The sequence below is a fragment of the Streptomyces sp. NPDC047841 genome (assembly GCF_040704085.1).
In the GTDB taxonomy this organism is placed as follows: domain Bacteria; phylum Actinomycetota; class Actinomycetes; order Streptomycetales; family Streptomycetaceae; genus Streptomyces; species Streptomyces argyrophylli.
In genome coordinates, this window is the sequence record NZ_JBEYRP010000013.1 from 70,968 (window position 1) to 94,909 (window position 23,942).

The window sequence follows — 23,942 nt, forward strand, 5'->3', positions numbered from 1 at the left end:
CCTGTTCGGCGCGGGGCCTTACCGCACGGTCACGGTGACCGTCGGGGAGTGGGTCTTGCCGACCGTGACGCGGTAGTGCTGCGTGCCCTTGGCGGTGGGCCTGGTCGTCACGGCGTAGGAGTTGCCCTTCTTGACCACGGTGCTTGCCTTGAGCGTGGTCCACTTTCCGTTCGTCTCGTGCTGGAGCCTGACCGAGGCACCGACCGGGATGCCAGTGGTACGTCCGGTGAACCGGACCTTCTGACCTGCCTTGACGGTCGTCGGGCTCGCGTGCACGGTGACCGACGCGGCGCGGTGGGTCATCCTCGGCGTCGGGGTCGGAGTGGGCGCGGCGGACACTGCGACCGAGCCGCCGGTGACCAGCGCGGAGGAAAGGGCGCAGACCGCCAGAGCGCGCGCACTACGGCCGCGGAACTTGGTGCTCATGGGTTCTCCCGTTGATGAGACGGACGAACGCCTCTGACGAGGCATGGGCTCCGTCGACTCACGGAGCGGAGCGGAGCCCTTACACAGGCTGCATCGGATCACCCGGTACGGCATCTCCGTACGTCACCGAAAGTAACGTAGCCGGAGACCTTGAGTGATCGAGGCAAGGTCAGGGGGCACATACATCCGCGTCTTTTTTGCCCAGCCGTTGATTTCCGCGCTGCTGTTCCTGTTCCTGCTGTATGCCTGCCTGCTTCGGGCGAGTGAGGTGGCCGGCACCGTCTGCGCACGGCACGGGCTCGACGCCCTGGAACTCGCTGACGAGGCGATCTTGGAGCGCGGTGACCTCATACTCAGCTCGGTGGCCGGGCGGATCCGGAACCGTGGCGGAGTCCACCGGACGGGAAAGCCTGTCCGAGGTGGTGCCGTGAGTACGGGTTGGTGGCGCGGCGGACGGCGATGAGGGCGATGTCGTCGCCGAGGCGTCCGCCGGTATGGGCGATGAGGTCACGCCTGAGGTGCTGGAGCAGCGCTTCGGGGTCGCTGCCGGCCCACCGTGCGACGCGGTCCGTGATCGGGTAGAAGGCACCGCTGCGATCCCGCGCTTCGATGACACCGTCCGTGTAGAGCAGCAGCGTGTCCTCGGGGGCGAAAGGCACCACATCCACTGGGTGATCTTCGGTGTCCGTCAGGCCGATGCCGAGTGGAGGTGCGGGATGCAGGTCCGGGGTGCTCACGGAGCCGTCCGCAGCGAGCCGGAGCGGTGCCAGATGGCCGCAACTGGTCAATCGTACGACGTGGTCGTCATCCGGAATCTCCAGCAGCAGCGCCGTGACGAAACGCTCCCCGGCTTCGTCCAGCGGCTCGAAGTCGGCGAGGTATCGAGCGATGCTCCTCTCCAGTGCGCCGGCCAGCTCCGGCAGACCGGCGTGCTGGTGAGCGGCCTCCCGGAAGGCGCCGAGAACAAGGGCGGCCTCCCCGATCGCGGGCAGGCCCTTGCCCCGCACGTCACCGATCATCAGGCGGACCGCGCCCTCGGTGTGCGCGGTCGCGTACAGGTCACCGCCGATCTCGGCCTCGTCCTCGGCGGCCAGATAGAGACAAGCGAGCCGCAGGCTCCCCAGATGGTTCGGCAAGGGCCACAGCAAGACGCGCTGGGCGGCCTCGGCGACCGAGCGCACCTGCGCCAGCTGGCGGCTGCGCCGATCCCGCACCACACACATGACCACGATCAGGGTGACGAGCACGGACAGAGCGATGATCTGCACCATCACGCCCCGTGAGGTCAGCAGCCCGGACCGCCAGCCGATGAACGTCTGGGCCGCCACGGCCAGGACTCCGACGCCGCCCGTCGTCCAGGGGCCCTCGAACCACGCGGTGAGCGCGGGCGCGATCACGAGCAGGGGGCCGAGGACGATTTCGGCAGGGGTCACCGTGTCCGCGACCGTGATCAGGACAATGAGCACGAGCGGAATCAGCAGACCCGTGTGACGTGGCCGCCATATCCGCCCGAGCCCAGCAGGACGTCGCTTCCAGGAGTCCACAGCCTCAACAGTGGACCGTCGGACAGTGATCTGCGAGCGCGACCCAGGGCGGTGGGAACCTCCACGACGGCTCCCGCCGCCGCCACCGCCACCACCGCCTGCGTATCAGCAGCCCATCGGCCGAGGAACGGTATCTCGACCTCGTAGGGTCTCCGTACCAACGCGCAGCCACCCGCGAGCCGCCACCCGCCCACCTCTCACGGTTCGTCCTCGGCGAGCCGCGACCTGCCAGACCCCGACCACCAGCTGCCTACGTGCCCGAGCGGGACGATCCGGCGCGAACTGAGCGAGGGCACCGACGCGCCCGGCGGATTCCTGGCCTGTCGCGCAACTGCTCACCGCCGCCGCGCAGCGAGCCGAACGAACAGTGCCGAACGCGGGCGGGACAGAGCCTCCGTACTGCCCAGTCCTGGCAGTCGCCTTCGTTCGGCTGGTCCTCACGGGTGCCTCTGAGGTCGAAGGCCGTCCAGGAGGATGTCCAGGAGGCGATCGGCCGTGACCGCGTGGCCGGACTGGTGCGCGACCGTGAAGATCCCGATCAGGCCGGCCGCGACCTCTTCGGCGGTGACGTCGGACCGGAGGTCTCCGGCTGCGCGGCCTGCGTCGAGGATCGTCGCTATCGCGTTCAGGAGCTCGTCCCGGGTCTGGGCGTGGCCGACCGCGCCGGACTCGATCAGGGTCGGCAGGGTGTCGAGCATGCCGTTCTTCGTCGCGATCCAGTTGCCGAACAGGTCCATCCATCGTCGCATCGCGACGGCCGGGGCCTCCTCGGCGAGCAAGTCCCGGGCGCCGTTCGTGAGGCGGCCGACTTGATCGCGGTAGACGGCCTCCACGAGGGACTCGCGCGTCGGGAAGTGGCGGTAGAGCGTCCCGATACCGACACCGGCCTCGCGGGCGATGGCGCGCAGGGACGTCTCGGCGTCGGGCGAGGCGAGCACGCGTGTCGCGACTTCAAGCAGCTGATCGCGGTTGCGGACGGCGTCGGCCCGTGTCCCCCGCGGCTTGGAACTCGTCAAACGGATCACGCTCCGGTTATGCTGGATTCCATAAGCGGAGCATAGTCCGTTTAAAGCGGCTCCACGAACACGAGGAAATGAGTAAGACGTGCAGCAACACGGCGACGCACTTCGAGACGGCCCGAGCAGGGCTGTCCTGCTCGACTCGTTCGGCGGCCCGGAGGTCCTGGCCGTCAAGGATGTGCCTCAACCCAAGGCGGGCGACGGGCAGATCCGCGTCCGCGTGTCGGCAGCCGGACTGAACCCGATGGACTGGATCATGACCGCCGACGCAGGGACCGCGGCACGGTTCGGCCTGAGCCTGCCCTGCGGGTTCGGCACCGACTACGCCGGAGTCGTGGACCAGGTCGGTGCCGGCGTGAACGGCTTCGCGCTCGGTGACCGCGTCTTCGGGGCGGCACTGTCCCGGGCGGTCGCCGACTACGTCGTCCTCGACGCGGACGGGAACATCGCCGGCGGCATCGCCCACCACACCCCGGACGGGGTCGACGACCGCACCGCCGCCACGCTCGCGATCGCGGGCAGCACCGCGTCCGCCGCTCTCGACATACTTGGCCTCGGTCCAGGCGACACGGTGCTGGCCGGCGGCGCGGGCGGCGGAGTCGGCGTGTTCGCGGTCCAGCTGGCACGGATCGCGGGCGCGCGCGTCATCGGGACCGGCTCGCCGTCGTCAGCGGAGTATCTGCGGAGCCTCGGCGCCGAACCGGTCGCGTACGGCGAGGGCCTGGCCGGCAGAGTCCGCGATCTCGGTGCAGGCGCCGTTACCGCCGCCCTGGACCTGCATGGCACGGACACGGTGCACGTCGCGCGCGAACTGGGAGTCCCGGACGACCGCATCTGCACCATCGCCGCCCAGGTCGACGGCGTTCCCGCCGCCAACGGCGCCAACGCCGCGCCCGACGCTCTCGAGAACATCGCGCGCCTCGTCGCGGCGGGCCGCCTGCGGGTACCCCTCGCGGCGACCTACCCCGTCGAGGACATCCGCGCGGCTGTCGAGCTCCAGGCGGCCCGACACGTCCGCGGCAAGGTCGTCATCGACCTCCAGCCCCAGCCCTGACCCACTCCAGGGGCTCGGGAATCTCACTGGCCGGGGCCCAGCTGAAGCTGAACGCCTCAGCTCCGGTAAGGATCTTGTTCGTGGTGCGCTGGGCGATGCGCGACACCGGCTGGCCGTAGAGCACGACGAGGCAGCCGTTCCTGAAGCGGCTCTCGCAGGCTCCCGGTCGGCCGAAGAGTACGCCGCCAACCTGCGCGCCCTCGACCTCGACAGTCTCAGGTGCCTGCGCATCGCGACGAAGCCGCGGGCGTCGGCAGTCACCGGGCCCCGAGACTTCACACCTCAAGGCCCGCCCGGGAAACTGGTCAGACCCGGTCCAGGGGTCGATGTGGACCGCTGGGAAGCTCCACTTCGATCATGTCGCCAGGGCGCACTACGCCGCCTTCCCTCACGATGCTCATGATTCCGGCTTTGCGCACGATGTTCCCCGCCTCGTCGCGGCCGACGACCTGCTTCAGCAGCCCGTCCCGGAAGTTGTCGATCTGCAGGCAGGGATTGCGGAGGCCGGTGACTTCCAGGACGGCGGAGTCGCCGATGCGCAGCAATGTGCCGACCGGCAGACCGAGCAGATCGATGCCGCTCGTGGTGATGTTCTCGCCAAGTTCGCCGGGCGCCACCTTGAAGCCTTCTTCGCCGACCTCGGCGAAGAGCTCTTCATGAATGAGGTGGACCTGGCGCAGGTTCGGCTGGGTGGGATCCTGCGCGACGCGCGAGCGGTGCTTGACCGTCACACCGGCGTGAACGTCCCCCTCCACACCAAGACCGGTGAGCAATCTGACGCTGTCCCGGTTCGGCTTGGTGAACGAGTACTCCCCGTTGCTGCTGACCGCCGTCACTCGCCCGCTCATACCTCGGAACCCCCTCGTCGGTAACCGTGCTCAGCCACGAGCCTAGCCTTCGCCCGTCAAGGCACAGCATTCCACGATCCATCGCGGGTGAGGCGGTTCCCGACCTTCCGGTGCCGGTGGGGCAGCCGTCGAGAACGTCGTGGCGGTACCGGAGCTGGCGTAACCTCCGCCGTATGGCAGTGATCAGGCCATGGCTCTTGCGACCGTCCGACCGGGCGTCCGAACATGGCCGGTAGATCAGCCGCGCGCGAAACGCACGTACCTGATCGTGCTCCTGCCCGCCTACACAGGCCGGCAGGCGCACAACGTCGACACACGCACTGGTGAGCCCTCGCCGCTGTCACGCTGAGCCGCCCTGCCGGCCCGGCGGGGCGGTGTTCGCCGGCGGGCAGTCCGGTCTGCGCTTGGTCGGCCACGGGGCCGGAGGCGTACGGGGTCTGCGCCACGTTGCGGAGCTTCAGAAGACTGCTGCGCTCGCCGTATTCACGCCACGGCGCGCGGCCTGTTCGGCCGCTTGCTCGTCGTGGATGAAGGCCCACGAGGTCGGGAGGTAGGTGTCGTCGCGTCCGCGGATGACTCTTGCCTCTTCGGACTTCGCCGGGGGGTTGCTGAGGTAGGCGTCGATCAGGGGGTTCCGCAGGCCGACACCTCGGCGAAGGACGCGCTCGTGCCGCGGCAGCTCGTTGACGTTGCAGCGTCGGCAGAGGATCCCGCGTACGCAGCGGCCACAGGACCGCCCCTGGGGGCAGCAGGCGTGGTCATGGTCGATGTGCCACGGCCGAGGCGCAGCATGAGGGATACCCCCATCGCACGGCTCCTCGTTGCCCCCACAGAGGCCGCATGCGAAGCCCTGCGCGCGCCAGATGGCGTTGTACCTGGCGATCGAGAGCCCATACTTCTTGATCCCCCGCTGCATGCGATAGCACTTCACGCACAGCCGGTCATTGACGAGTCGAGTGACCCATTCCGCACACCAGGTGCAGAACTCATCTTGCGGTTCGTACTCAAAGCTCAACCCCGCCATCCATGACATGGCGGGAGCCTAGAGCCAGGCACTGACAGTGATGGCCGAGCATGGTGCGCCCCCACCGACCCGCTACCGACCGGCTCGCCGTGTCACCTCAGCCCCGGACTCCGCGAGGCGAACCGGCGTTGAGGCCGGAGGCGTGCCCTGCTGGGCTGTACCGCCAGCGGCTCCCCGGAAGGCATGTACGAGGACGCCGAGGCGCTCTACTTCCCCGTGCCATGCGTGCGGCGCAGCGTACCGAAGGCCGCGCGTAGCTCCTTCGTGAAGATGTCCGGGACTTCCCAGGCCGCGAAGTGGCCGCCGTTGCGGACCCGGTTGTAGTAGAACAGATTGTGGTACGCGCGCGACGCCCAGCTTCTCGGTGCCTGGTAGATCTCGCCGGGGAACACAGTGATGGCGGCGGGGACCGATACCGAGACGGCGTTGAAGTTGTTGGCGTTGTTCTCCCAGTAGAGCCGCGAGGAAGAAGTCGCGGTGTTCGTCACCCAGTAGAGCGTGATGTCGTCGAGCATCTCGTCCCTGGTGAGCACGCGCTCCGGATGGCCGCCGCTGTACGTCCAGGCCGCGAACTTGTCGTACATCCAGGCGGCCAGGCCGACGGGGGAATCCGCGAGCCCGTATCCCTCGGTCTGCGGGCGGGTGACCATCATGGCCGAGTAGCCTGATCCGGTTTTGTAGAAGGTGGCCAGCTTGTTGTACGCCGCCTTCTCGTCCGGGCTCAGGCCGGCGGGTACGGGGTCGCCGCACGCCAGTTTCCTGGCGATGTCCGGCGGGACGGTCGCGGGGAAGTTGACGTGGATCCCGAGCAGTCCTGCCGGCCGCTGGACCGCCATCTTGTCCGAGATGACGGCACCCCAGTCGCCGCCCTGGGACACGTAGTGCTTGTAGCCCAGCCGCTCCATCAGCACGGCCCAGGCGCGGGCGATGCGGTCGGGATTCCACCCGGTGGTCGTCGGCCGTTCCGAGAAGCCGTAGCCGGGCATGGACGGTATGACGAGATGGAAGGCATCCTCGGCGCGGCCGCCGTGGGCCGTGGGGTTGCTGAGCGGGCCGATGACCTTCAGGAACTCCAGGACGGATCCGGGCCAGCCATGGGTCAGGATCATCGGGAGCGCGTCCGGGTGACGGGAGCGAACGTGGATGAAGTGTATGTCCAGCCCGTCGATCTCCGTCTTGTACTGCGGCAGCGAGTTGAGTTTCTTCTCGACCTTTCGCCAGTTGTAGGTGGTTTCCCAATAGCCGGCGAGTTCCTTCATGGTGGCCAGTTGGACGCCCTGGGACTGATCGCGGACCGTTTCCCGGTCGGGCCACCGTGTCGCCGCGATGCGGCGCCGCAGCTCGGTGAGTTCTCGCTCCGGGATGTCCACCCGGAACGGCCGGATGGCTTGCCGCTCGCTCGCCGCGGCCGGTTTTCCGGACAGGTCCCAGGAGCGCAGGCCGACGACACCTGTCGCTGACGCGGCCACGGCGGCCGAAGTGGAGAGGAACTTCCTGCGAGAGGGCGCACGGAGAGCCTCGGGCATGATGTCTCCTCGGATGGTCTCAATCGCTGAGGGGGGCATTCGCGGCACTCTCACGGCATCGAATCGGTCGTCCGTGAGGAAAGTAGTGCGGCGCGCCCGTGATTGCTGCACGTATGAGCATTCGGGACGGTTCTGCAGTCGCTTGGCTCGTGAATGCCCGGGTGGGTGCATTACTGAAAGTAACAGTACATAACTGTTCGTGAGTGCGCAACTCGAATGGATGAGAGCAAGGAGCGCGCGCCAGAAGGAAGCGGGGCGGCCGGTGGCGGGATCAGCGGCAGGGGTTCGACACGCTCGCGTTCAAGTGCCGCACCGGGATGCCGTGGATGGAGCTGGGTCGTCGCCGTCGACTCCACGATCGTGCGGGCTCAGCGGCACGCGGCGGGGGCCGGTCAAAGGGGGCCCCGGCCGACGAGCCGGCCGATCATGCCCTCGGACGCTCCCGTGGCGGGCTGACCACGAAGATCCACCTCGCTGCCGACGGCCGCTGCCGACCACTCGCTTACGTCACCACGCCTGGCCAGGCCGGTGACGGTGACGCACCTGGGTTCCAGCAGGTCATGGCCAGAAGCCGGGCGCCCTTGCGGACAGGCCGCCGCAGGGCCACACCGGAGGCGGTCCCGGCGAGGCCTACAAGCAGCGCGACACCGTTGAGCGGTGTATCAGCAAGCTCAAGCAGTGGCGCGGCCATGCCGCTCAACAGCAGTCCGGCGTTGACGTGGTTGACGGCTTCCAGCGTCGTGGCGTCGACGCCGGTGTCGAGACCGTTGGCGAAGAACTGCCCGGCCGGGGTGGGCGTGAAAGGCCAGTCGCTGCCGAAGAGCATGTCGGATGCCCCGGAGAACTCCGGGGCATCCGAGGGTGGACTCGACGGCCTGTCGTGCGGTCAGCCCACGGTGTTGAGGCCGTAGTCGCCGAGGAGGTCGATGTCGACGTCGACGGCGGTGGAGCCGGCGTTGTAGAGGTCGATCTCACCGTTCGCGCCCACCTTGACCAGCGCGGCGCCGGCCGCGGAGTGTCCGCTGGTGTAGTCGGCCGAGTGCACGTCCGGTCGGGTGGTGCCGTCGGCGTAGGCGACGAGGTAGCCGCTGCCGCTCGGCGAGGGCACCGTGAGATTGAGGTCGACCGCGCGCACCGCGCTCGCCGGTACCCCGTGGGCGCCGGTGACCTTGAGCCTGAGCGTGGCGTGAGCGCCGAGCTTCGCGGTCCTCCCGCCCGTTCCCGTACGGGTGTTGAGGATCCTGACCGGGCTGACCGGCTGGAACGTCGTACCGCTCGCGGTGGGACCGTACCAGCCGACCACGTCCGCGACGAGGTGCGCCGAGGACTTGCTGTTGTTGCGGAGGACGACCTTGCCGTTGAGCAGCGGAACCATGGGGACGACCATCTGGACGCTGGCGGTCTGCCCCGTGGTCCAGTACGGGCCGCTCGCACCGGAGTTGATGGTGCCGGCGGGGGAGACGGTCAGGCTGCCGGAGCCCTTGGTGGCGGTCGCCACCACGTTGAGCACCACGGCGTTCGCGTCGGCCGGGACGCCGTGGGCGCCCGAGACGGTCAGGGTGACCGAGTGGCCGCCGGCGACCGCCCCGGTGTGGCCGCCGGTGGCGCCGCGGGTGTCGAGCAGACGGATCGGCGTGGCCGGGTGGTAGGTGCGGCCGAACTGCGCGTGCGACTGGAGGCCGAGCGTGGCGACATTGACGGTGACCGGGCCGGAGCTGCCGTTGTAGAGGTCGATCGCACCGGTGGGAGTCACCTTCACCGTCGCCTCGTTGGAGACCGTCCGGCCGGGCTCGAAGCCGACGGTGGAGGTGCCCGGCCTGGTGGTGCCGTCGGTGTAGAGGGTGAGGGTGCCCCTGGCCTTGGCTCCGCTGGTGACGACTTGCAGGCGCGCCGCGTCGACGCCCTCCGAGTCGGCGTGCACGGTGGCCGCGGAGAGCTTCAGCACGCCGTGGGCGGGGATCGTCCTCTCGGCGTCGTACTGCGCGGTGATGGGCAGGAAGGCGTCCGCGGCGTGCACGGTCACCTTGGCGGTGGTGGTGCGGCCGAGCAGGTCGGTCTGGGTCAGCGTGGCGGTGTACGAGCCCGCCGCCGGATACTGGTGCTCGATCTTCTGGGGGCCGTCGGCCAGACTCTCATGGTCACCGTCACCGAACGTCAGGACCCGGGAGGCGACTTCCCACGCGTCCGCCGGCTGCGCGACGGTGAACAACGCGTCCCCGGCGTCCACCTGCCCGTCGGCAGTGGCGACCAGGGCGCCGGAAAGCGAGGCGGCCGGTGGTGTGGCCGTACCCGCGTCGACGGCGGCGAACCGGACGGTGCGGCTCGACCCGCCGGCGTCGGTCACCGTGACGGCCGGGGCATACACGCCCGGCGTGGTGTAGGTGTGCGTGATCGGGGCGCCCGGTGCCTGGGTGACCGGGGCGCCGCCGTCCCCGAAGTCGACCGAGTACGTCGCGATCGACTTCCCCCACGAAGTGGTGGCGTCGTCGGTCCTCACCGAGGTGACGAACGGCGCGACGCCCCGTGACGGCGACGGCATGTCGTCGCCGGGGACGGTGATGGCGTCCTGCCGTTCGAAGGCGCCCCGGTCGGGGCGGGCCGTCGGGCCGCTGCCTGCGCCGGTGTCGTCGACGAGGGGGTCGTCGACGAGCGGAAAGCCGTCGATGTCGGAGGTGAGCTCACCCGGTGCGTCGGCGTCGGCGGAGTCGATGAGCGCGGAGTGCTCGGGCGGCGCCGCTGCGGTGGACACGTTGAGCCCGTCGATGTCGTGCGCGCCCTGACCGGTCGCGTCGTGCAGCGACACGGCGGTGGTGTAGGCGGTGCCGGCCCACGCGTACTCGGGCCGCGGCCGGGCGGAGGTACCGACACCGTTCGCCGCCACGTTGTAGTCGCCGGTGACCTGGTCAGCGGATGCGGCGGACACGGAGTAGAGCGGAGCCGTGGGTGCCGGGCAACTGTCGGACTGCCCCGCTGCGACAGAGGCGACCACGTTGTTCTCCACGGTCCCCCGGCTCGCGCCTTCCAGCGAGATCCCGGTGGCGCACGGAGCGATGACCGTGTTGCTCGTCACGGCGGCGCCGGACGTTCCCGTCAGCGCGATCCCGCCCCGCCGCGGATCGGTCACCACGTTGGTGGTCACGATGACCCGCGAGGCTCCCGACTGCGCCTGCACGCCGTAGGCGTACCCGTGCGGGACCCAGTTGCGCGACACGGTCACGTCCGAGGAGTCGCCGTCCACGCTGACCGCGGTACCGGTGCCGCCGGCCGACGGCACCGGGCGACGGAACGACAACCGGTCGAGGGTGACGCCCGTGGAGCCCGTCACCGCTACCGCGTCCGCGCTCGCGTAGCCGATCCCCAGCGACTGGATACGCACGTCGTGCACCGCTTCGAGCGTCAGCGCCGGTGCTGATCCCTTCGGGGTGAGGACCGTCGGCGAGACGCCGGGGACGAGGGCGGCCCCGGTGAACGTGATGGGAGCGTCCTTGGTGCCGGACCGGGTCAGGGTCACGGACTCGACGTAGGGAAGGCCGTCCGGCGACTCGAGACGAACCGTCTGCCCCGGTGCCACCGCGTCCGCCGCTGCCTGCACCGTGCAAAAGGGCATGCTCGCCGAGCCCGTCGCCGTGTCGCTGCACACCCCGTCGTGATTCACGTACAGCGTCCCGGCCGGGCTCGGCCCAGCCGCCGCCTCACCGGTTCCCCAGCCGCTCATCACCCCCGCGACGACGAGAACGGCCACGGACACACCAGACGCGGGGCGAGGTCTTCGCATATGAGCTCCAGGGAAGGATCGGCGGTGCGGATGACGGCACCGGGGCCGGATGCGCGGGTCGTCGACCCACCGCTCGTGAGGCGATGACGTGGTGGGAGCAAGCCGCCGGCCGCAGGCACGACCTGCCGGCCGCAGGCCCGATCTGCCGGTCCCGGACGGTTCGGCTCAGGAGCTATGCGCGGGCTCATGATCTCAGCCACACCCTAAAGGAACGGCCACGATCCGGCCTTGCCTTGCTCAAGGCGTCGGGTGTCGCGACGAGTTGCACGCCAAGCCGCCAATGCGACCAAGCTGCGGTGGCCCCTGTTCGTACCGCACACCGGGAACGCCTGCGATTTCCTGCCGCTGGAACTCGGGGGTGCCCTTGCCGGGGGCCGTCACTGTGGCTCGGGTTGCGGGTCAGGAGCCGTACGTCGGCGTCTGGCCGACAGCACGTTCTGCCGCACTCGCCCTGCAGCGCCGCATCACCTGTAGAAGACGGCTACGCCTCCATGGTGCGAGCAGGCGCCCTGGTGGTGTGCGGCGTAGGAGTACGTGCCGTCATTGCAGAGAGCGGTGGCGCCGTTCCCGGCCCCGGTGGAGCCACCCGAGGAGCTGGAGCTGTTGCCTCCGGAAGAGCCGCCCGACGAACTGCCGCTGCTCCCGGAGCCCGCCGCGGCAGCGTGTGCGGTGACCGTCACCTTCACCTTGACCGTCTTGGTCTCGGTCACTGTCGGCGCGGGTTCCGGCGTGGCCGTTTCCGTGGCAGTGGCAGTCGTGGTGACCGTGGCCGTGGCGGTCGGCCGCACCTTGTCGGCTGCCGGCTTGGCGTCGCTGCCGTTGTTCTGGTCGCTGGCGCCTGCGCCGATGCCGAGGAAGAAGGCCAGGCCGATCGTGGGCAGTACGTACCGCTTGCGTGCCCACTTCGGGGCAATCCGGGCGGGCGGCTGCTGGGACGTGCTGTATGGGTTGGTCATGTGTCCCCCCAGGACGTGTCAATAGCGCGAACGTTAGCGCCGGTTGTGATTCCTGGTGGGTCGGTGGCGCGTACGTGTCACCCATTTGTGACGTCCCTCGACACGGTGCCCGGCTGGTGCGGAAAGCTGCGGAGGCCCAGGTGCCCCCCGACGCGACCGCCATCCGCCGCCCAGCCCACCGGCTCCGTCCCCGAGCACCCAGGGATGCGGCATCCCGCCCCGCCGCTGGGCGGCCGAACGGTCGCCGGCGCAGCGTCCGCATCGAAAGCCCGACGGGACTGATCGTCCTCGGTGTCGATGGCCGTCAGGGGCGCCCCGACGACGTTGTCGTACGCGGCGCGCAGCTCCCGAACCGTGGTTCGCCTCAGCCGGCCGCCTCCCTGCCCATGCGGCGATGCCCCGATCGCGGCCTACCGCAACACCGTTCAGGGAACGGCACCAGCTCGCGCACGGGCGACCCCGCGTCGTGCGGAAACCCGGGACAGCACCTCCCGCGCCAACCGTGGCTTCGCGGTACCGCCGCCTCCCCGTCGCGGTTGCATGTGAGGGCGACGATGCGGATGTTGGGTTTGAGAAGCAAACCAGGTGAACATACATTGACTGGGCTGCCGCAAGTCGATGCGACCCAGGGAGGACCGCGACACGTGCATTTCAACCTCCTGGGCCCTCTGGAAGTATGGGAGGGCGAACGGCGATTACGGATCGGGGGACCGATCAACGAACGTGTGCTAACGATGCTCCTGCTGGAGGCCGGCCGTGTGGTTCCGGTGGTGCGGCTGGTGGAAGCAGTGTGGGACGAGGAGCCCCCGCCGACGGCGGTGCACCAGATCCGCAAGGCTGTCGGAGAGCTGCGACGCCGCCTGCCTTCGGGACGCGCGTTGATCGTGACCGAACCGCCCGGCTACCGGGCCCTGGTCGACGACTGCCAACTCGACCTGCGCTTGTTCGACACGAGGGTACGACGCGCACAGGAGGCCCGCGCGGAAGGACTGCTTGACAACGCTGTCATCCACCTGAAGGCGGCGTTGGCCCTGTGGCGCGGACCCATGTTCGCCGGCGCCGGCGGAGCGTTGGTCGAGGCCACGGCGACGGCCTGGGAAGAACGCTACCTGTCGGCCGTGGAGAGCAGCTACGAGCTCCGGCTGGAAGCCGGTGAGGCCGGCGAGTTGGTCGGTGAGCTGCGCGAGCTGGTGGACCTGCATCCCTTCAGGGAAAGCCTGCGCCGCCATCTGATGCTCGCCCTGTACCGGTCCGGCAGACAAGTGGAGGCGCTGGACGAGTACGGCCGGCTGCGGACACTGCTGGCAGAGGAGCTGGGCATCGACCCCGGGCCCCGGCTGTCGGAACTCCGCGACGCGATCCTGCGCGGTGACTCCGAGCTGAACGGCCCGCCGCCGCCCGCCCCCGTCCTGACGCAGCCGCCCTCCACCGTGGCCGGGACCGTCCCCTGCACACTGCCCTGCGACCTGGCGGACTTCACCGGACGGCAGAAGGAGGTGGCCGTGCTCACGTCCGCCGTGTCCGCGTCCGTGGAGGAGACGTCCGGCCCCCACATGCTCGTCGTCGACGGTATGGGCGGCAGTGGCAAGACGGCGTTGGTCGTGCACGTGGCACACCGGCTGGCCAAGGACCACCCCGACGGGCAGCTCTACCTCGACCTGCGCGGCTTCACACCGGGAGAGGAACCGCTGTCCGCCGGATCCGCGCTGAATGTGCTCCTGCGGGCCGTGGGTGTGCCCGGTGAGTCGATACCCGAGGACACCCTCGGCCGTATCGGCCTGTGGAGGGTCACCACGGCCCGGCGCCGCCTGCTGCTGGTGCTGGACAACGCGGTCGACGCGGCTCAGGTGCGTCCGTTGCTGCCGGCGTCCGCGGGAGGCGTGGTCCTGATCGCCAGCCGGGTCCGTCTGCCTGAGCTCGAAGGGGCCGAGGGGCTTTCGCTGGGCCTGCTGTCGGAGGACGACAGCGCCGAGCTGATGCGCCGGATCGTGGGCGCCGAGCGAGTGGCCGCCGAACCCGAGGCCGCCGCCGACCTCATCCGTCTGTGCGGGCGGCTCCCGCTGGCCCTGCGCGTCTGCGGGGCACGCTTGCGCAAGCGGCCCCACTGGTCCCTGCGGCATCTGGCCCACCGCCTGGGCGACGGCATGCGCATCATCGGCGAGCTGGAATCCGGCGACCGGAGCGTCGCCACGGCCCTGCGCATGTCGTACGAAGCCATGAAGGCCGAATACCGGGACGACTTCCTGCTGTTGAGTGTGTACCCGGGGACGGACTTCAATGTGCCGGCCGCGGCCGCGCTGCTGCAGAGCGACCCGGATGGTGCGGAGCGGGCGCTGGAACACCTGCTGGACGTACATCTGCTGCAGCAGTTCGAGTGGGGGCGTTACTCGTTCCACGACTTGGTGCGCAGTTTCGCGCAGACGTTGCCGGCCGACGCCGCGCGGCAGGCGGCGGCGGCGCGGCGCCTGGTCGCGTTCATCCTGGCCGATGTGGAACGGGCCTGCGACGCGCTGTTTCCCGGGCGTGTCCGGTACGGGTTCGTGCCGGGCACCGACGAAGGCTCGGTGTCGTCTCGATTCACCGGTCCCGAGGAGGCGTTGGCGTGGTTCGCCCGGGAGTGGCGGAACGCGGTGACCGTCGTCCACCTGGCTCTCCAACACGGGCTGAGCCGTCACGCCGCGTGCATAGCTCGCAGCATATGTTTCTACCTGCACGCGCAGAGCTACCTTGAGGACTTCGAGGCGACCGCACGGCTGGCAGTGGAGGCCGCCCGACAGGATGGAGACCCGGAACTGCTCTGTGTCTCCCTGATCAATCTCGCGGTCGCGCAATGGCAGCGTGACGGGTTCCAAGAGGGCATCGCCTCGTCGGAGGAGGCACTGGCGGTCTCGGTCCGGCTCGACGACCGTCGTGCCGAGGCGGCCTGTCTGAGCCGGCTCGGCGTGCTGAGCACCAGCGTGGGGCGCTTGGACGACGCGATCGACTACCTCACACGTGCCGCCGCGGCGCACCGCGAGCTGGGCCTGGTCCGCGAGGAGGCCCAGTCCCTCGCCAACCTCTGTTTCGCCGCCGAGAGTCAGGGACGCCACGCAGACGCGGTGGACGCCGGCCGGCGGGCGGAGCGGTCCGCGCGGGCCGTCGGAGACGCCGGCATCGAGGTCACCGCGCTCGGCAATCTGGCCCTGGCCCATCTGGGGGTCGGGCAGGCCGACGAAGCAATGCGCTGCCTGAGACGTGCCCTGCGGTTGTGCGAGCCGCTGCGCACCCCGGCCCTGACATCCCTGGTCCTGTCCAACCTCGCGGAAGTCGCCGTACGGACCGGTGAACCGGAGGTGGCGCGCGACCACGCCACGGCCGCGGTGGAGGCCGCGCGCGGCAACGGCTCCAGGGCGAGGCTGGCCACCGCGGAGAACGTGCTGGGCCGTGTACGTCTGGCCGGTGGCGAGTACGAACACGCGCTGGCTCACCACCGGTCAGCTCTTCAGTACGCGACGGCGATCGAGCTACGGATGGAGATCGCCCGGGCGCACAAGGGCATGGGCGAGGCGCTACGGGCCCTGGGGCTGCCGGAGGCGGCCGCGCAGCACGACCGGATCGCTGCCGAGCACTTCACGGCCATGGGTCTGAGCCCGGAACCCCTCCTGCTGGGTCAGCCGCGACCGGCGAGCTGAACGCCCGTCCGGGCGAGATGGAGCCGGACCGTCACCGGCCCCCGCGGGGGTGCCGCCTGTGCGCCGCACCCCCGACGGAATCCGCCTGCCGCTGCGGGCCGGAGTGACGTCAACGTGTCGGGCCGACATCGGTGGCCAGCACAGAGCTGTGAGCCACGTGTGCGTGCGCGCCGCCGGAGCCCACCCAGCCCACCACCAGCACGGCGACCGCTGCCACTGCCGTACGTACGAACCACCGCATGTGGCGTTACCTCCTGCTGTTCGTCGGGACCGCACCAGTATCACGTGTGCGCGATACCGGCGGTATCCCGTGTCGGTCCCGTCCGGTTGCCGAAGCCTGGCCCGCGCGGCTGTGTGCCGGGTGGCCACGACGACTCGCGCAATGCCGGATTCCAGTACCAGCCGGGCGCACGGGAGCGGGCCGAAGCGCGGCGGGTGCACGGCTCCAGCGAGAAGTCCGCGTGGCACCGCGCGGTGCCGGGCCGTGTGGAGGAGGCTGCGCAGCGCCGCCTCCTCGGCGTGCACCCGGCTGCCGTCCCGCCGCGAAGGGACGTGGGCCGGTACCCGCCCGCCCGAGCCGGCCACAACCGCTCCGGCGGAGACGGCGGTGGCCGACGAGGGGCAGCTACGGGACACACGCCGGTCGGGGGACCCGTACGCGTCCCTGTCGGCGACGTCCTGCGGGCACCACGGCGTCAGCGCTACCCCTCCACGGTCTCGGCGAGGCGGAAACCCATGGCGTACAGATCACGGCGGTACCAGCCATGGCGGCGGCAGCAGCGGGCCAGGTCGGCGCAGCGGGTGAAACTTCCTCCGCGCGCCACACGGTAGGAGGAGCCGGAACCGTCGTGGAGGTCGTCGTCGACGTGGCGGCCCCCGGGGTAGGGGCGGTAGTCGTCCGCCACGAACTCCTCGACGTTGCCGGCCATGTCGTACGCGCCGAACGGGCTGCGTCCGGCCGGGTACATGCCGACCGGGGTCGTGCTCAGCTGGCCGCTCTCCACGGTGTTGGCGTGGTCCTCCGGGAGGTCGTCGCCCCAGGGGTAGGCCCGGCCGTCTCCTCGGGACGCCGCGTACTCCCATTCCGCCTCAATGGGCAGGCGAAAGGCGCGCCCGGTACGGCGGGAGAGCCACGCGGCGTAGGCGTCGGCGTCCTCGGGCCGGACGCTCCACACCGGGTGGTTGGCCAGGTGGCGCGGGTACGCTCCGAACCGCCATGAGGTGGGCGGTCCGACGTCCGGATTCTCCAGGAGGAACAACCGGTACTCCCGGTTGGTCACGGGATACCGGGCCAGACGGAAAGCGGCGATGGACGTCTCGCACTGCGGTGCTTCCTTGACGATCCAGTCACGTGTGACACCGACATGGCGCCAGGCCGTCACGACCGCGTCGATCCGGTCCTCGGGCAGCCCGAGCCGGACCCGGGCGGCGGGTACGTCCACCATCGCGGGATCCAGGGGAGTGGTACGGGGATCGCCCACGAGGGCCAGCTGCGTGCCCGCGGCCAGCCGGAGGAGCATCTCGGCGCCCGGGTCCTCGACGAGGCGTGCCAGTGCCCGCGGATCCTCGCCCGCCAGCCGGCGGGCGAGGACGTTCAGCCGGTCCCGGTCGATCCGGTCGGTGAAGGACGGCGGCAGGCCCATCGCGGCCCGGTCGTCCAGTTGGTCGGGGTTGGTCCCCGCCGTCACGGTGCTCGTCCCGTCCCGCCTTCCTCCGCCCGGTCTTCCCCGGCCCGGACCGGTCGCCTGTTCGTCCCGTCGCTCGGCGCCGCCATCAGGCAGCCGGCTCGCTGACCGGCTCCACCGCGTAGACCCCGCCGTCGTAGGACGAGGCGAGGAACCTTGCACGACTCGCGTCGTAGTGCAGGCTCGAGATGCCCGCGGTCGTGGGCCGTGCCACGAGGGGCCAGGTACCGGTGGCGGTGTCGTAGACGGCCACCGACCCGGAGTACGATCCGGTCGCCACCAGTCGGCCGTCGGGCGAGGCCGCCACGCACTTGACGGAGTGGTCGTGCGGTGTCGGCACCGCGCGGCTGGTCGGGCCGTCCCAGATGCGCAGTGTCAGATCCCTGCTCACGCTGGCGAACCTGCCGTCAGGCAGCCCGGCGCAACCATTGACGATCTTGGTGTGGGCGCCGTCGGCCCGGCCCGTCTCGGTGAGGGTCCGCAGGGAGAACCAGGACACCGACGTGTCCGCGCACACCGCGAACAGCGTGTCACCGGACACGGCCACGCCCTTCACCGCGTTCGTGTGCAGGGGCAGCGTGGCGACGTGCTCGATGTCGCGACCCGCGCCGGCGGAGAACACCAGACCCTCGCCGGTGTAGGTGCCGACCACGACGTGCGGCACACCGTCGCGTGTGAAGGCGGCGGCGCAGTTCAGCGGTGAACGGTGCTGGTGCAGGACGCGTCCGTCCCGGGCGTCGAAGATCTGGCCGAGCTGGCCGCCGGTGAGTATCCGGTCGCCGACCTCGACCAGGAAATTGCACAGACTGCCGGTGGATGCCTGCTGCCGTCCGTCCACCCACACCACTCCGGCGTCACCGGTCGTCCACTCGGTGGCGTCGGCAGCGGTGAGCACCGCGTTGACGCAGGCGGTGGGTTCCACACCGGCCAGGTCCCATGCCCCGTCCGTGATCCGGTAGACGGCGTAGGAGGACCCGAACGTGCCGAAGACGAGCGTGGAGTCGTCCAGGAAGGCGCACGAACGGGCCCATACCTCCGGCGGGAACTCGGCGGTGTGGACCGGCCGCGGCCCGGCCACCGGGTCCGAGGCGTCCCAGACCCGCAGGGTACGGTCGTAGCTGAGGCTGACCAGGGACTCGGTGGGGGCGTTGTAGACCAGCCGCTTGATACCGGCCCGGTGCGCGGGAGTCGTGCCCGTGTGGCCGTCGGCGATGGTGATGATCTCGCCCTCGTCGTTGCCCGCGTACACGGTGCCCGAGCGGGTGATGGCGATGGTGTCGGTCTCCACGCCCCCGAGGTCGACCTCTCGGACCGGGCCACCGGTCGCGAGCGACCACTGCTTGACCGTGCCGTCGTCGCTGGAGGTGAGCAGCTCGGCCGAGTCGCCGAGCCAGGCGACGGAGATGACGTCGGCGGTGTGGCCCTCGAACCGGGTGACCAGCCGGCCGCCGAAGTCGTAGACACGGACGACGTGGTCGCGGGAGGCGGTGGCCACCAGCTCGCGGGTGGGGTGGAAGACGGACATCTCCACGTCGTCCTTGTGGTCGCTCAGCACTGCCTGCAACTTGAGGTCCGGCACCGACCAGAGCCGGGCGGTGTAGTCGCTCGACGAGGTCAGCAGGAGGGTGCCGTCAGGGCTGAACGTCACCTGGTTGGCCAGGTGATCGTGGACTGCCCGGGCCAGGGGCTCGCGTCGTTTCGCGTCCCACAGGACGACCTGGTTGTCATAACCGGCGGTGGCCACGAGAGAGCCGCCGAAGGCCGCGATCCCGCTGATGGGCCCATGATGGCGTATCACGCTGACTCCTCCACTCCGAGGTTTGCCGGCCGGGTCACTGCGGCCGAAGTGGCACACGCTCGATCGCTTGCCTGCGTCCGTCTCGTCGGCCGCCGGGATGGCGCGAACGAGCCGAAGGGTGCGGTCGTGAGCGATCCTTTCCGTTCGGCCAAGAGTGCCGGACCCGGCTCCTTGCCCGTTACCGGTCCGCTGCACGGCGGTATTCGCGCTGGTGGAGCGGCAGTCGGACGGGTCGCGTTCCCCGGCCGGGAGTCGACGGGGCACCCGAATCATTGCCCGGCACCCCCGCTGACCAGCCAGGATTCCCGGCGAGGAGGGGCGGGACCCGGCCAGGACCCGATCGGGATGTGGTCTGCGCATGCTGTAGTCACCCGACACGGCAGGAAGGGGGTGTGTCAGATGACTCTCGTGCGTCGTGCGTCCCGCCCCAACGTCTGACCAGTCCAGGTGCGTCAAGTGCTACGCCAATGCGGAGAGGGGGTGTGTCAGATGACTCTCGTGCGTCGTGCGTCCCGCCCCAACGTGTGAGCCCGCGAAGGCCACGTTAGGCGTGTGAAGGAGTCCGCAGCATGACTCCCACACGCCCCGCTCGCCCGGGGGGTGCGGACTGCCCCCCGGGCGGAGCCCGGGAAGACCGCGGGCCGGCCGTCGGCCCGCCATCGCCGCGGTTCGGCCTACCAGCCGTCACCACACAGAATGAGGTTTCCCATGGGTATCCGAGAGAGGATCACGCGGATCGTCTGCGACGACGATCGCGGCATCCTGGCGGCCGACGTCAGGGGCGGCCTGCACTGGCTCGACTCCGAGCTGAACGTCCTGTCCTCCTCCCCGGACTCGGCAACCGCCCAGGCGACTGCCGCGCATCCCATCTACGGGGTGAAGATCGTCGGCGACTGGATCATCACGCGCGACAAGGTCGGCAACATCGCCCGCTGGGACGCCGACTCGCTGCGGCTGCTCGACCGCCTGGACGCCAGGGCCACAGCCGACCGGTCACTGCTCATGGAGGGCGAGCAGCCCTCCCTGACCATGCTGCGCGGCATCGGTGTGTGGAACGGCAAGGTGTACGTCGACAACGGCTACTACCAGCTGGTCGTCCTGGACCTGGAGACCTTCACCGTCGAGCGCATCGTGATCTGGCCGCACGGCTACGACATGCTGGAGTGGTTCTGCACCGACGCGCCCGGTGTGCACGCGGTCGGCGACCGCAACGGCCGCATCCAGATCGGCGATCTGGAGACGCTCTCCTTCCCGACCGTGGTGACGGTCGACAGCTCCAACATCCACCGGCTCGTCTACGACGGGCGCCACAACCGTTTCTGGGCGACCCTGGACGGCGGCATCGGCGACGACCTGCTGATCGCCAACGGCGTCCTGACCATGTCGCTGGACGGCACGGTGGGGCAGCGCATGCTGTACGCCCGCAACGACGTCGAGGCTCTCGCGTTCTCGCCCGACTTCACCAAGGCGTACGTCGGAGGCTTCGACGGTGAGTTGATGATCTTCGACAACCGTGAGCCGGAGCTACGCGTGCTCCACCGGATCGGCGGCTTCAGCCACCAGCTCATCGACATCACCGTGGACCGCGAGGGGCAGGTGTACGTCCTGACCCAGGACGGCGACGTCACGGTCTGCACACCGGACGGCGAGTTCGTGCGGCGCCTGGGCTTCGCGCGGCACAGCGTCTGGGAGCTGCAACCGGTGCCCGGCGACGAACGGGCCCTCGTCGCGGCGACCGACCACGGCACCTGCCTGGTGCGCCTGGTCGACCCCGCGCCGGGCCACCCGGCCCTGATACCGGGCGACACCTACACGAGCGGTCTGGGCTTCACCCGTCGGCTCGTCCAGGCCGACGACGGGTGGGCCGGCGTCTTCTGGCCCAAGACCGTGCGCCGCGTCGCGGGTGACGGCAGGACGATGTGGGAGCGGGAACTGCCGGGCATCGTCCACACCCTCGCCCTCTCGCCGGACAGCCGACGGCTGCTGGTCGCCTGCAACGCGGGAGGGTTCGAGTTCGACGCCGACACCGGGGAGCAGCTCGCCGTCCTCGACGGCCTGCCCACCAGCGCCTGGGTCTGCGGCTACCTGGACGACGGCCGCCGACTCCTCGGAGCCCGCAACGGCCGGCTGGCCGCCTACGACGCTGACGGCGCCGAGGACTGGGCGGTCGACCTCGGGCACTACCCGAAGCGCCTGACCGTTCACGGCGACATGGTGCGGGTGACCGGCGGCGTGGGAGTCAAGGAGTACCTGGTCGGACAGGACAAGGAGTCCCGTCAGTTCATAGAGCTGCTGGACAACACGGCCGAGAGCGCGGTCCTGATCGACAACACCCTCTGCGTGGTCACCTACGGCTTCCAACTGGCCGCCTACGACTACGAGACGGGGGCCATCCTGGCTCTGAACGAGGACCTGCCGGACTTCGCCAAAGGCGTGGCCGCCCTGCGCGGCAGCACCGGCGAGCCCTACATCGTCGTCGGAGGCCGCGGCGGGTACCTGCGGCTGTTCCGGCTCGACCGCGAGGCGGCGCCCGACCGGGTGCTCACTCCGCTGCGAGACCTGTGGCTGCCGGGGACGACGGCGGACTACCCCTCCTTGGCCGATGCCGGAAAGACATCACGGTGAGCGTTGCCGGCGGAGTGCCCAAGAGCGCCCCGGCCCGGACGGACCAGCGGGAGAGCGAACCGTCCCCCTTCCGCGACCGTGACTTCCTGATCTTCGCGGCCGGGAACGTCGTCAACAACCTGGGAGAGGCACTGTACGCCGTGGCATTGCCTCTCCTCGCGTACCACCGCACCGGCTCGCTCGGCGTGATGACCCTGCTGGCCGCCGCGGTGCCCGCGGCGGGGTTGTTGTCGCCCGCGTTCGGCCAGGTGGCCGATCGCAGGGGCGTGCGGGAACTCGTCGTCTACGGTCTTCTCCTCCAGGCCGGCGCCGCGACGGGGATGAACCTCCTGCTGCTGCGGCACGGTCCCGCCACGTGGTCGCTCTTCCTGAGCGCCTTCCTGGTGGCAGTCGGGGGCGCGGCCTACCGCACGGGCTGGATCACCGAGGTCGCGACGACCTTCCCCGCCAGCCCGGTCCGGGCCCGGGGCACCCTGAACAGCATGTACCTCGCGACGACGATGGCGGGACCCGTCATCGCCGCCGCCCTGCTCCCGCACCTCGGGTACCCGGGCCTGCTCTGGCTGAACCTCCCCACGTTCTTCGTGCCGTTGGCCGTCTGGGCTCTCGGGGTGCACCCGCCCGCCGTCGTACCCTCCGGGGACCGGCAGCGGATGTGGGAGCAGTGGCGCCCCGCCCTGCACGCGATCTTCGGCGATCCGAGGATGAGGACCCTCCTCGTGGTGCAACTCGTGACCGACATCGCCTGCGGGGCCGGCCTCACCTCCTTGCTCCTGTACCACCTCGCGCACGGGTGGCGGCTCGACGGTGAATCGGTCGGCCTCGTCATCGCGGCCGTGAACTTCAGCGGTCTGGTGGGCAACCTGTTCGTCTCGCAGCGCCGGGTGTTCAGGGCCTGGCGGTGGCTGACGACGGGACTGGCGCTGCGTGCCGCGACCCTGGCGCTGCTGGCCGTTCCCATGTGGCCGCTGTTCCTGTGCGCACTGCTCCTGGGGCAGTTCGGGGGTGGCATGGTGACCGCCGCCGTCGTCATGGGGCGCGTCACATTCCTCCCGCCCGGGGTACTGGGCCGGGCGTCCGGAGTGCTGTGGCTGCTCGCCGGCGGGGCGGGCCTGCTTTCGTCCACCACGGTCCTGCTGGTCGACGACGCCCTGGGTCTGCTGCCGACCTTCCTCGTGCTGGGGGCGGCAGCCTCCATCGGGGTCTGGTGCCTGCTGCGCACCCGCCCCGCGTGGAGCGGAAGTTGAGGTAAGAACCGAAGAGAGCGGAGGCCACTAGTGCGTCAGCACGACTTCCTGGACGAGGTCCACGGACATCACCCGCAGTACGACGCGTATCCCGGCACCCCTGGCGAATTCGCGACCGCCGTTCCCGGGCGGGCACGGATCCGGCGAAGCGTCCAGGTACCCCTCAACCGCGGCACGGACAAGCCCACCGTGGCCACCATGGTGACCTTCGACGGTCTCTCGGACGGGCATGAGCACCTCGCCCTGCTGCTGGGCCCCGAGACCCCGGAGATCCCGCTGGTGCGGGTGCACTCGGAGTGCCTCACCGGAGATGTGTTCGGCTCCGCCCGCTGCGACTGCGGTCCGCAACTCGGCGAGGCGCTGCGGATGATCGAGACGGCGGGGGGTGTGCTGCTGTACCTGAGGCAGGAAGGCCGCGGCATCGGCCTGTACAACAAACTCGACGCCTACCAACTGCAGGACCGGGGCCTGGACACCTACGAGGCCAACCGGGCTCTGGGGCTGGCGGACGACCTGCGCAACTACGCGGTCGCGGAACAGATGCTCCAGGCCCTCGGATACACGGAGATCGACCTGCTCACCAACAACCCGGACAAGCGCGAGCAGTTGAGAAGGCACGGCATACGGGTGCGGAACACCATCCCTACCAGTGCCTTCGCGACTCCCTACAACGTCGGTTATCTGCGCGCCAAGGTGACGCACACCGCGCACACCATTCGGCTGGACGAATCGGCGTGACTCCGG

The 23,942-nt window shown here is 70.0% G+C and carries 17 protein-coding genes and 1 pseudogene; 6 read left to right on the forward strand and 12 right to left on the reverse strand.

All coding sequences use genetic code 11. The features are described from left to right. Window positions 1–18: 18 nt before the first annotated feature. From AB0947_RS22635 to AB0947_RS22645, 3 genes are all read right to left on the reverse strand, one after another. The gene (locus AB0947_RS22635; RefSeq protein WP_366752141.1) at window positions 19–426 is read right to left on the reverse strand and encodes a hypothetical protein; all 408 of its coding nucleotides are present in this window, start codon (window positions 424–426) and stop codon (window positions 19–21) included. A gap of 353 nt (window positions 427–779) precedes the next feature. Beyond that, window positions 780–1,892: a PP2C family protein-serine/threonine phosphatase gene (locus tag AB0947_RS22640; protein ID WP_366752142.1), complete on the reverse strand. Its 1,113-nt coding sequence runs from the start codon at window positions 1,890–1,892 to the stop codon at window positions 780–782. Between the two features lie 515 nt (window positions 1,893–2,407). Then, window positions 2,408–2,986 carry a TetR/AcrR family transcriptional regulator gene (locus tag AB0947_RS22645; RefSeq protein ID WP_366752144.1) on the reverse strand — a complete coding sequence of 193 codons (579 nt, stop codon included), beginning with the start codon at window positions 2,984–2,986 and terminating at the stop codon, window positions 2,408–2,410. An 88-nt stretch (window positions 2,987–3,074) separates the two neighbouring features. On the opposite strand from AB0947_RS22645, the gene AB0947_RS22650 reads away from it, so the two are divergent. Beyond that, a complete protein-coding gene (locus tag AB0947_RS22650) occupies window positions 3,075–4,043 on the forward strand; it encodes an NADP-dependent oxidoreductase (protein WP_366752145.1) in 969 nt (322 codons plus the stop codon). Window positions 4,044–4,348: 305 nt separating this feature from the next. Here the strand turns inward: AB0947_RS22650 and AB0947_RS22655 are convergent, their stop codons facing one another. The 3 genes from AB0947_RS22655 to AB0947_RS22665 all read right to left on the reverse strand — a co-directional run bounded on the left by AB0947_RS22655 (window position 4,349) and on the right by AB0947_RS22665 (window position 7,441). Then, on the reverse strand, window positions 4,349–4,891 hold the full coding sequence (locus AB0947_RS22655) for an MOSC domain-containing protein (protein ID WP_366752146.1): 543 nt from the start codon (window positions 4,889–4,891) through the stop codon (window positions 4,349–4,351). Between the two features lie 457 nt (window positions 4,892–5,348). Further along, on the reverse strand, window positions 5,349–5,924 hold the full coding sequence (locus AB0947_RS22660; protein ID WP_366752147.1) for an endonuclease domain-containing protein: 576 nt from the start codon (window positions 5,922–5,924) through the stop codon (window positions 5,349–5,351). Between the two features lie 197 nt (window positions 5,925–6,121). Beyond that, the gene (locus tag AB0947_RS22665) at window positions 6,122–7,441 is read right to left on the reverse strand and encodes an epoxide hydrolase family protein (protein WP_366752148.1); all 1,320 of its coding nucleotides are present in this window, start codon (window positions 7,439–7,441) and stop codon (window positions 6,122–6,124) included. Between the two features lie 287 nt (window positions 7,442–7,728). On the opposite strand from AB0947_RS22665, the pseudogene AB0947_RS22670 reads away from it, so the two are divergent. Beyond that, window positions 7,729–7,911: pseudogene (locus tag AB0947_RS22670) on the forward strand (hypothetical protein); the annotation flags it as partial. A gap of 32 nt (window positions 7,912–7,943) precedes the next feature. Here AB0947_RS22670 and AB0947_RS22675 read toward each other — a convergent pair. The 3 genes from AB0947_RS22675 to AB0947_RS22685 all read right to left on the reverse strand — a co-directional run bounded on the left by AB0947_RS22675 (window position 7,944) and on the right by AB0947_RS22685 (window position 12,172). Next, window positions 7,944–8,267 carry a hypothetical protein gene (locus AB0947_RS22675; protein WP_366752149.1) on the reverse strand — a complete coding sequence of 108 codons (324 nt, stop codon included), beginning with the start codon at window positions 8,265–8,267 and terminating at the stop codon, window positions 7,944–7,946. A gap of 60 nt (window positions 8,268–8,327) precedes the next feature. Continuing rightward, entirely contained in the window at window positions 8,328–11,183 is a 2,856-nt protein-coding gene (locus AB0947_RS22680) for a PKD domain-containing protein (RefSeq protein WP_366752150.1), read from the reverse strand. Between the two features lie 497 nt (window positions 11,184–11,680). Then, entirely contained in the window at window positions 11,681–12,172 is a 492-nt protein-coding gene (locus AB0947_RS22685; RefSeq protein ID WP_366752151.1) for a DUF3761 domain-containing protein, read from the reverse strand. 644 nt (window positions 12,173–12,816) lie between these two features. On the opposite strand from AB0947_RS22685, the gene AB0947_RS22690 reads away from it, so the two are divergent. After that, entirely contained in the window at window positions 12,817–15,843 is a 3,027-nt protein-coding gene (locus tag AB0947_RS22690; protein WP_366752152.1) for a BTAD domain-containing putative transcriptional regulator, read from the forward strand. A 109-nt stretch (window positions 15,844–15,952) separates the two neighbouring features. Here AB0947_RS22690 and AB0947_RS22695 read toward each other — a convergent pair whose 3' ends face one another. The 3 genes from AB0947_RS22695 to AB0947_RS22705 all read right to left on the reverse strand — a co-directional run bounded on the left by AB0947_RS22695 (window position 15,953) and on the right by AB0947_RS22705 (window position 19,326). Continuing rightward, on the reverse strand, window positions 15,953–16,084 hold the full coding sequence (locus tag AB0947_RS22695; protein WP_366752153.1) for a hypothetical protein: 132 nt from the start codon (window positions 16,082–16,084) through the stop codon (window positions 15,953–15,955). A gap of 460 nt (window positions 16,085–16,544) precedes the next feature. Then, entirely contained in the window at window positions 16,545–17,531 is a 987-nt protein-coding gene (locus tag AB0947_RS22700; RefSeq protein WP_366752154.1) for an SUMF1/EgtB/PvdO family nonheme iron enzyme, read from the reverse strand. A gap of 85 nt (window positions 17,532–17,616) precedes the next feature. Continuing rightward, window positions 17,617–19,326: a WD40 repeat domain-containing protein gene (locus AB0947_RS22705; protein ID WP_366752155.1), complete on the reverse strand. Its 1,710-nt coding sequence runs from the start codon at window positions 19,324–19,326 to the stop codon at window positions 17,617–17,619. A 708-nt stretch (window positions 19,327–20,034) separates the two neighbouring features. Here AB0947_RS22705 and AB0947_RS22710 point away from each other — a divergent pair. The 3 genes from AB0947_RS22710 (at window position 20,035) to ribA (ending at window position 23,936) form a co-directional block, all read left to right on the forward strand. Further along, window positions 20,035–21,951: a WD40 repeat domain-containing protein gene (locus tag AB0947_RS22710; RefSeq protein WP_366752156.1), complete on the forward strand. Its 1,917-nt coding sequence runs from the start codon at window positions 20,035–20,037 to the stop codon at window positions 21,949–21,951. Then, window positions 21,948–23,198 (forward strand): MFS transporter, encoded by a 1,251-nt coding sequence (locus tag AB0947_RS22715; RefSeq protein WP_366752157.1) that lies wholly within the window; start codon window positions 21,948–21,950, stop codon window positions 23,196–23,198. The genes AB0947_RS22710 and AB0947_RS22715 overlap by 4 nt, the downstream gene beginning before the upstream one ends. Before the next feature lie 138 nt (window positions 23,199–23,336). Next, window positions 23,337–23,936: a GTP cyclohydrolase II gene (gene ribA / locus AB0947_RS22720; RefSeq protein ID WP_366752341.1), complete on the forward strand. Its 600-nt coding sequence runs from the start codon at window positions 23,337–23,339 to the stop codon at window positions 23,934–23,936. The last annotated feature ends 6 nt before the right edge of the window (window positions 23,937–23,942 follow it).